This is a genomic window from Henriciella mobilis (assembly GCF_003576315.1).
GTDB classification, from domain to species: domain Bacteria; phylum Pseudomonadota; class Alphaproteobacteria; order Caulobacterales; family Hyphomonadaceae; genus Henriciella; species Henriciella mobilis.
The window spans coordinates 1-7837 of sequence record NZ_QWFZ01000031.1 but is presented as its reverse complement, the minus strand read 5'-3'; the positions used below and the strand labels follow the sequence as shown (position 1 = coordinate 7837).

Genomic DNA, 7837 nt, shown 5'->3' with positions numbered 1-7837 from the left:
ACTCCATTTCAGAGCCGATCCTAACTCAAACTATGGGCCAGTTTTTCTGAGGCAGACCAATGCGCCAAAGCTCTCGCCGGGAGATCGGATCGACGCCAACGCTTGGTTCGTCAAGCAACAGCAAGTCGGGTTTCTTGATGAGGGCGCAGGCAAGGCCAAGCTTTTGCTTCATGCCGCCGGAAAGCGCTCCAGCCAGCCGGTTTGTAAAAGGTGCGAGGCCTGTAAATCCCAAAAGCCGCTCAAAGGCCTCTTCGCGGTCTGACCCGAGAACTGACCGCAGATCAGCATACAGCGTCAGGTTTTCCTGGACGCTCAGATCTTCGTAGAGCCCAAACCGCTGGGGCATATAGGACACAATCCGGTGAACCGATCCGCTATCCGTGACGGGATCCAGACCGTTGACAGTGATCTTACCGGTTGAGGGAACCAGTAAGCCTGCGATCAGACGCAGCAATGTGGTTTTTCCAGCCCCATCGGGACCAACCAGACCAGTGACTTCCCCTGCATTGACATGGGCCGTAACAGAATCGAGCGCCGCAAGGGCGCCCTTATCAAAGCGCTTGCTGAGTTGATCTATCTGGATCAGCGGGCCCGGCACGCTCAAACATCCCGGTCGGGGCTGAGCATGACTGTAACCGGCATGCCTTGTTTCAGGCGGTGTTCTGGATCTTGAACGATGATGCGCACGCGGTAGACAAGGCTGGTTCGCAATGACCGGGTTTCGACCGTCTTTGGCGTGAACTCGGCGACCGGCGAAATGAACCCGATTTGGCCTGTATAGACGCGTCCGGAGTCGGTGCGCACCTCGGCGTCCATACCGGCCTGGATCAAATCAAGATCTGGCTCTTCAATATAGGCGCGCACCCAGACCGGCGAGGTCAAGGTTAAGGTATAAATGGTTTCCCCTGCACCGATGATTGCGCCCGGCTCGCGAACACGTGTCAGAATGATGCCTTCATTTGGGGCGGTCAGCATCGTATCGGCGACGCGTTGCTCAGCCAGGGCGAGAGCGGCTTGCTCGGCGGCTAGCACTGAACGCGCCTGATCGATATCCTCAGAGCGCGGTCCGATGCGCGCCAGCTCCAAGCCTTTTGCGGCGGCGTCACGCTGCGCAATGGCCGCGCCATGCCGCGCTTCGGCTTCCTCATGTGCCTGGTGTGAGGCGATATCTCGCTCGGCAAGAAACTCCTGCCGCGACAGGGTGGTTTCAGCGACGGTCAGAGCCGCTTCTGCTTCGGCGAGCTGCGCTTCAGCTTGCGCGATTTCCTGGGGCCTGGAGCCGGCGAGCAAAACGTTGAGCGCAGCTTGAGACCGCGCAACCCGCGCTTTCGCGAGTTTCACCTCATTTTCATAGTCAATCGGCTCGAGTTTTGCGACAACTGCACCCGCAGCGACCTCGTCGCCCTCATCGACCATCATTTCGGCGAGGCGCCCGGGAACTTTGAAACCCAGATTGACCTGGCGCACATCGACATTTCCGAACACTTCGATATGGCCGAGCTCTTCATGGGGGTTGCGTAGCTGTGTCCAGCCGACAATCGCGGCAGCGAGGAAGACGATGGCGATGCCGATCAGACCATAGCGTTTTACCAGATTGGTCATTTGTGCCCCCATTCCTCAATAATACGCGTGGCCGAGTTCCTTCCCTTATAGGCGCAGGCGCGCGCCAAACATTTCAGGTGTAACTGTATTGAAGCGCGAGAGGAGACTCTCATGAGCTGCTTTCCTCGCTCTGTTCGGTCATGAACAGAAACAGCATCGCCGCCGAGCAACTGATGAGCAGGAAACCATTCAGCGCCTCGACACCGGCGACGAAGCGCAAATGACCGGTTGGAACAATGTCGCCAAGACCGAGTGAGGTGTAACTGACGAGCGAAAAGTAAAAGACGTCCATGGCTGTCGTCGGCGTATCACCGCTTAGATCTCCTATCTCTAGAGCGCGGCCCAGGCCGTAAGCGAGGGCGTAAAGACTGGCCGCCGCGAGATGCGCAATCCCCGAGACGCAAAGCGCAGTGACCAGTTTGCGGCCGCGATGATAGCTCGCAGCTCCGAGGTGGCGGAATGCGCCTGAGACAATCGCATAGTGAAGCGCGCCGGATAGCACGAAGGTGACTGCGGAGATGACAATCGCCAGGATCATGGCGCGAACCTAGCCCTGTGCCGGGGCCGCGAAAGCGTTGTGATACGCCCCGCGATAGGGTGCGCCATCGCATTTAAACCAATAAGGATCCCAGTCTTGCTCACCGTTCGCTCGCAGAACGCCACCAGGTTTACCCCCGGCGGACCAGCTACATCACGAGTGAGAGTGCGCATGATCGGGCGCCTCCTTGTCGCGGATCCGGCCGAGATAGAGCGCTTCGAAAGCGAAGATTGCAGCCATTGACCCAATCGCGATGACGACGATCATTGGGTCTGCGGTCGCTTTGATGAACAGGAAGGCGCCAAGGGCAATCAGATCGAATAATATGGCGGCGACTAGAATAGAGGCGCGGGCGCCGACATCTTCGCGTAAATAGCGCAGCACGCCATAATGGATAATAATATCCATTACGAGATAATAAATTGCGCCGAGTGAAGCGATCCGCCCAAGATCGAAGAAAGCGGCCAGGAAGGCAGCCAAAACAACGGTATAGACAAGCGTGTGTTTCTGGATGCCGCCGGGCATGCCAAAATGCTTGTGGGGGATCAGGTTCATATTCGTCAGCATAGCGAGCATGCGCGAAACCGCGAAGACACTGGCGAGCAGTCCCGACGCGGTGGCGATGATTGCAATGATCACAGTAAACGCCACGCCAAAATCACCAAAGGCCGGGCGCGAGGCTTCTGCGAGCGAGAAATCCTTGGCTGCGACAATTTCTTCAAGTGTCAGTGAGGACCCCACCGCCAGAGCGACAGCCATGTAGACAACAAGGCAGATCGCCAGCGACCAGATGATCGCGCGGCCGACATTCTTATTGGGGTCTTTGACTTCATCGCCGCTATTGGTGATCGTGGTGAACCCTTTAAAAGCAAGAATGGCGAGGGCGACGCCGGCGAGGAATCCCGCAGGTCCAGTCTCATTTGTTGTGGCCGAGGAGGCTGCTTCAAAAGAAAGGCCGGACGCCCAGAGCGCCGCGCCAGCAAAGATCAGAATGCCGCCAACTTTCAGGACCGCAGCAATTTTGGATACGCCGCCAATGATTTTGTTTCCGGATATGTTGATTATAAACGCAAAAACGATCAATCCAACGGCCAGAACGGGTACCAGAATACTATCTTTCGAAACATCAAAGAGTTGCAATGTGTAGGCGCCGAATGTGCGAGCGACGAGGCTCTCATTGATGATCATCGACATCGTCATGAGCAGCGCGCTGGCGGCGGCAAGGGTCGTCGGCCCATACGCTTTTTGAAGGATCATCGCGATGCCGCCGGCCGACGGATATTTGTTCGACATTTTGATGTAAGTGTAGGCGCTGAACCCGCTGACCACGGCCGCAAGCAAAAAGGCGAGCGGAAACGCTGGTCCTGAGAATTGCGCGACTTGTCCGGTCAGTGCGAAGATCCCAGCGCCAATCATGACACCGGTGCCCATCGCAACGGTTCCTGCGAGACTTAGCGAGCCTTTTTTATAGGTTTCGGATTTCATTGCCCAACCGCCTGTTCAGCCGGGAAGCGGCCGACATAGCTCGCGAATACGCTTTGCTGTTCCGCACTGAACAGAATGACATCATAGGCGTCAGGCGGGCTTGTTGTTTCCATTCCGGGAGCGCCCATTGGCATGCCAGGCACCGAAAGCCCCGCCGCATCTGGCCGGGTTTCCAGAAGCTTACGAATTTCCGAGGCTGGGACATGGCCCTCAATCGCGTAGCCATCAACCGACGCGGTGTGGCAGGAGGCAAGTTCATCGGGCACGTTCAGCGAGGCCCGCACTGGTGCAAGGTCTTCGCGTTCGATAACACGTACTTCAAGACCATCGCGCTGAAGGTGTTTTATCCAGGCCGTACAGCATCCACACCAGGGTGTTTTATAGACGGTAATGGTTTGCGCATTTGCAGGGCTCGCCAAACCGCCCGAGACGAAAAACCCAGCGGCAAGCGCGAAAAGGGCGGCGGCCAAGGCACCAAGAATCCATTTTGACATAAGTGTTTCCTTTTAAATTATAGTTTGACGGAGCGAAGTCGCAGCGCATTCGCGATGACCGAGAATGAGCTGAGGCTCATCGCGGCGGCGGCGATAATTGGACTAAGAAGCAGTCCAAAGAACGGATAGAGGATGCCGGCCGCAACCGGCACGCCGAGCGAATTATAGATAAAGGCAAAGAACAGGTTTTCGCGAATATTGCCCATCGTCGCGCGGCTCAGCCGCTGCGCGCGGGCGACACCGCGAAGATCGCCTTTGACCAGGGTGACACTGGCGCTCTCCATGGCCACATCTGTACCGGTTCCCATGGCTATTCCGATATCCGCTTGAGCAAGGGCAGGCGCGTCATTGATGCCGTCGCCGCACATGGCGACGACCGCACCTTTCGATTGGAGTTCGCGCACGATCCGGTTTTTGTCTTCTGGTGACACATCGGCCTCTACCTCATCAATGCCGATTTGGCGTGCAACCGCTTGTGCTGTTGCCAGGCTGTCGCCTGTCAGCATGACGACTTTCATGCCAGCCTTGTGCAAGGCGGCTATGGCTTCAGGGGTCGTTTCTTTGATTGGATCGGCGACACCAATCAGGCCCGCCGGTTTGCCGTCCAGAGCGGCGAACATCACCGTCTGGCCGTCGCGGCGATAGGTTTCAGCATGGGCTTTCAGTGTTTCGTCAAAAGCACCGACCCGGCGCATCATCTTGGCGTTGCCGATGGCGAAAAGCTTTCCATCGACCCGGCCCTGCGCGCCTTCTCCGGTGACTGATTCAAAATCGGTCGACTTCAGGCGCGCTGCGCCGCGCTCTTCGGCCCCGTTGACGATGGCTTGCGCAAGAGGGTGCTCGCTCCCGCGTTCAATCGCGGCAGCGTAAGCCAGGAAGTCTGCTTCTGCGAGACCACTCGCAGGCTCGACTGTCACAAGTTTGGGGTGGCCCTCTGTCAAAGTGCCGGTCTTATCGACGACGATCGTGTCGACTTTTTCAAACGTCTCGAGCGCTTCAGCATTTTTGATCAGAATGCCGCTCTGTGCGCCCTTTCCTGTGGCGACCATAATTGACATCGGCGTTGCAAGGCCAAGCGCGCAGGGACACGCAATAATTAACACAGCCACGGCGTTGACGATCGCAAAAGCCATGGCCGGGTGAGGCCCAAAAATCGCCCAGACGATGAAAGTGATAATCGCGATCACGACGACGGCCGGGACAAACAGGCCGGCCACTGTGTCGGCGAGCTTCTGGATGGGCGCGCGTGAGCGCTGAGCTTCGGCGACCATGCGTACGATTTGCGATAGCATTGTATCTTCGCCGACGCGCGTCGCGGCCATGACGAGTGATCCGGTGCCGTTAACTGTACCGCCGGTAATCGGATCCCCTGCTGCTTTCTCGACTGGAATAGGTTCTCCAGTGATCATGGACTCGTCGACATTCGAACGCCCTTCAACAACTTCGCCGTCGACAGGTACTTTTTCGCCTGGCCGGACCCGTAGCCGGTCACCGCTCTGGACATCGTCGACGGAAACCTCTTCTTCCTGTCCGTCCGCCACGATTCGGTTTGCTGTCGGCGGGGTGAGTTCCAGGAGCGCGCGGATTGCTCCCGATGTTGCGCTTCGGGCTCGCAGCTCAAGAACCTGCCCGAGCAATACGAGCGTCGTGATCACCGCGGCCGCTTCATAATATACAGCGACTTCGCCAGCCTCATTGCGAAATGCGTGCGGAAAGATGCCTGGCAAAGCTGTTGCAACAAGCGAGAAGACAAAAGCAACGCCTACGCCGAGAGAGATAAGGGTGAACATGTTGAGGTTCATCGTCCGTACCGACCGAACACCACGGACGAAGAATGGCCATCCGCCCCAGAGGACGACAGGAGCCGCCAGCACGAATTGAGCCCATTGGGACCAACCGGCGGGCAAAAGCCCTTCGAGGGGTTTGCCGGAGATCAGGTCACCCATGGCGTAAATGGCAAGCGGGATGGTGAAGATGGCGCTGATCCAGAATCTACGGGTCATATCGTCGAGTTCTGAAGTGTCTTCTTCGCCTACGACAACACCTTCTGGCTCCAGCGCCATGCCGCAGATAGGGCACCCGGAGTTTCGGACGTCGCGAACGTTTGGATGCATCGGGCATGTATAGACCGTGCCTGTGTAGCCCTGCGGGACGAGATCATATTTGCCGTCCGCGCCGGCATCGGCGTCTCCGCCACCATGGCAACAATCATGATCATCCCCGTGGTGGTGATCATGATGTCCATGCTCGTGATGTTTATGATCGGTATTGGTCATATCCGCCCCTCCGGGGTTTGGCTTCAGTGTCACTCTTAAAGGTCAACGCCCGGGTTGGGCGGCTGATCTTTAATGGAGTTCTTGCATTAGGCTTTTTGGCGATTGAACAGCCGGTAGAGCGGTACGAAGACAAGCGCGATATACCAGCCGTAAACGTAGGACTCGATGAGGCCGAGGAAGAAGCTTGAAACCGAAATGAATTCAAATCCGGGTAGGAGCTCTTCCCACGCACCGTGCATGTGGAGACTAGGCGGTGCGACCAACCCCCATGCGATACAGAGCGTAAACGTGATGGCGAGAAAAATGGATAGGGCGTGCCCAGTGGGGATGAGGCGCATGGTGTTTTCCTTCTCTTTGGTTGTTGCCGCCACATAATTCGTGCGACAGCGATGCGTTGCTTCGAAAATGAGTTAATACCCATAGGGGGTATTGGTTACTCCGTATATATACTTAGGGCCCGCATCGTTGTCTTGAGCAAGACAAGCGCGCCGACCAATCCGCGTTGGGTGAGGGATCAGCTGAGATCATCGACGGACACCTCCAAACCCGACAGGCCAATTTTTGGGGTCACCCCGAACCATTGTTGCAGTCGGCGAGTGAAATGCGCCTGGTCAGCAAAACCGCCCGCGGCCGCTGCATCAGCGAGACTGGACGACGCCTCCATTGCCTTAGCGGCGCCGAGCAATTGCAACCATTGCAATAGGTTGCTGGGCGGAACACCGAAGTCCGCCTTGACGATCTCTCGCAGCCGAGTTGGAGACAGCGCGAGCTCGCGCGCCAGAGCGGCGGGATTGGCGAGTGCGCGAACGTTGCCAAGGGCTTTTTGTAGGCGTGAATCTATGGCCGAACCAGGCAACCGGCCCGCGAACCTTTTCGCCCAATCGCGCGCCTGATTAGTGTCGGTGATGTGCTCCAGAGCGGCTGATAGATCATCCGAAAGGCAGGCAGGCTGATTGCATTGCTGATCGTTTCGAATTCCGGAAAAGCGCGGGTCAATATAGATCGAGCGCGTCAGGCGTCCCTCAGGACCGATGGAATGGGTCTGCCCAGTAGGGATGTGAATAGCCTTGCCGGTCGGGGCTACTATCTCTGAGTTTGTCGTCACCACGACTGCGCCATCCAGCCCGAGTATGGCCTGATGTGCCAAATGAGCATGTGCCGTGTTCTTGCCAAGGCGAGCGTCGAGCGCGGCCCAGCCGACCCCGATGGCCAACGCGCCAGACCAGGGCGCCGCGCTCATTTCAATCTCCCCTGAGTGTCAGGCTCGGTTGCTTTAAGAAAAGCGTAGATCGCTGTTTCGCATTGACCGCACGCGGTCCCGAGCCTGTTCGGGCTGTTGCTCGTCGTTTCCAGCGAGGCTCTTTCAAGGCCTCTGAAAATACCTGCCATCGCTCGTAGTGCCCTGAGGAGATTTTCTCGGCGGTGTTCGATCGACTTCGCAA

8 protein-coding genes and 1 pseudogene are annotated in these 7837 nt (G+C 57.4%); all 9 read right to left on the bottom strand.

The genetic code is table 11. From position 1 onward, the window contains the following. Window positions 1-58: 58 nt before the first annotated feature. A pseudogene (locus D1227_RS14190) lies at window positions 59-598 on the bottom strand (ABC transporter ATP-binding protein); the annotation flags it as partial. Window positions 599-600: 2 nt separating this feature from the next. Continuing rightward, complete coding sequence (locus D1227_RS14185; protein ID WP_158586660.1) at window positions 601-1602, bottom strand: efflux RND transporter periplasmic adaptor subunit; 1002 nt, start codon at window positions 1600-1602, stop codon at window positions 601-603. A gap of 109 nt (window positions 1603-1711) precedes the next feature. After that, window positions 1712-2140, bottom strand: coding sequence for a potassium channel family protein (locus tag D1227_RS14180; protein WP_119405101.1), 429 nt, complete (start codon window positions 2138-2140; stop codon window positions 1712-1714). 153 nt (window positions 2141-2293) lie between these two features. Beyond that, on the bottom strand, window positions 2294-3625 hold the full coding sequence (locus D1227_RS14175; protein ID WP_119405100.1) for an APC family permease: 1332 nt from the start codon (window positions 3623-3625) through the stop codon (window positions 2294-2296). Beyond that, window positions 3622-4119 (bottom strand): DUF411 domain-containing protein, encoded by a 498-nt coding sequence (locus tag D1227_RS14170; RefSeq protein WP_119405099.1) that lies wholly within the window; start codon window positions 4117-4119, stop codon window positions 3622-3624. Before D1227_RS14170 ends, D1227_RS14175 begins: the two co-directional genes overlap by 4 nt. A gap of 17 nt (window positions 4120-4136) precedes the next feature. Then, window positions 4137-6395 (bottom strand): copper-transporting P-type ATPase, encoded by a 2259-nt coding sequence (locus D1227_RS14165; RefSeq protein WP_119405098.1) that lies wholly within the window; start codon window positions 6393-6395, stop codon window positions 4137-4139. Between the two features lie 86 nt (window positions 6396-6481). After that, the gene (locus D1227_RS14160) at window positions 6482-6733 is read right to left on the bottom strand and encodes a DUF5676 family membrane protein (protein WP_084396990.1); all 252 of its coding nucleotides are present in this window, start codon (window positions 6731-6733) and stop codon (window positions 6482-6484) included. A 176-nt stretch (window positions 6734-6909) separates the two neighbouring features. Beyond that, on the bottom strand, window positions 6910-7635 hold the full coding sequence (locus D1227_RS14155; protein WP_119404568.1) for a helix-turn-helix domain-containing protein: 726 nt from the start codon (window positions 7633-7635) through the stop codon (window positions 6910-6912). Continuing rightward, the coding region (locus D1227_RS20210) for a hypothetical protein (protein WP_233352896.1) at window positions 7632-7837 on the bottom strand (206 nt) is incomplete at its 5' end. The genes D1227_RS14155 and D1227_RS20210, both read right to left, overlap by 4 nt.

Coding starts and splice junctions, on each gene's coding strand:
- D1227_RS14185 (WP_158586660.1), bottom strand. CDS start 1,602: ATGACCAATCTGGTAAAACGCTATGGTCTGATCGGCATCGCCATCGTC.
- D1227_RS14180 (WP_119405101.1), bottom strand. CDS start 2,140: ATGATCCTGGCGATTGTCATCTCCGCAGTCACCTTCGTGCTATCCGGC.
- D1227_RS14175 (WP_119405100.1), bottom strand. CDS start 3,625: ATGAAATCCGAAACCTATAAAAAAGGCTCGCTAAGTCTCGCAGGAACC.
- D1227_RS14170 (WP_119405099.1), bottom strand. CDS start 4,119: ATGTCAAAATGGATTCTTGGTGCCTTGGCCGCCGCCCTTTTCGCGCTT.
- D1227_RS14165 (WP_119405098.1), bottom strand. CDS start 6,395: ATGACCAATACCGATCATAAACATCACGAGCATGGACATCATGATCAC.
- D1227_RS14160 (WP_084396990.1), bottom strand. CDS start 6,733: ATGCGCCTCATCCCCACTGGGCACGCCCTATCCATTTTTCTCGCCATC.
- D1227_RS14155 (WP_119404568.1), bottom strand. CDS start 7,635: ATGAGCGCGGCGCCCTGGTCTGGCGCGTTGGCCATCGGGGTCGGCTGG.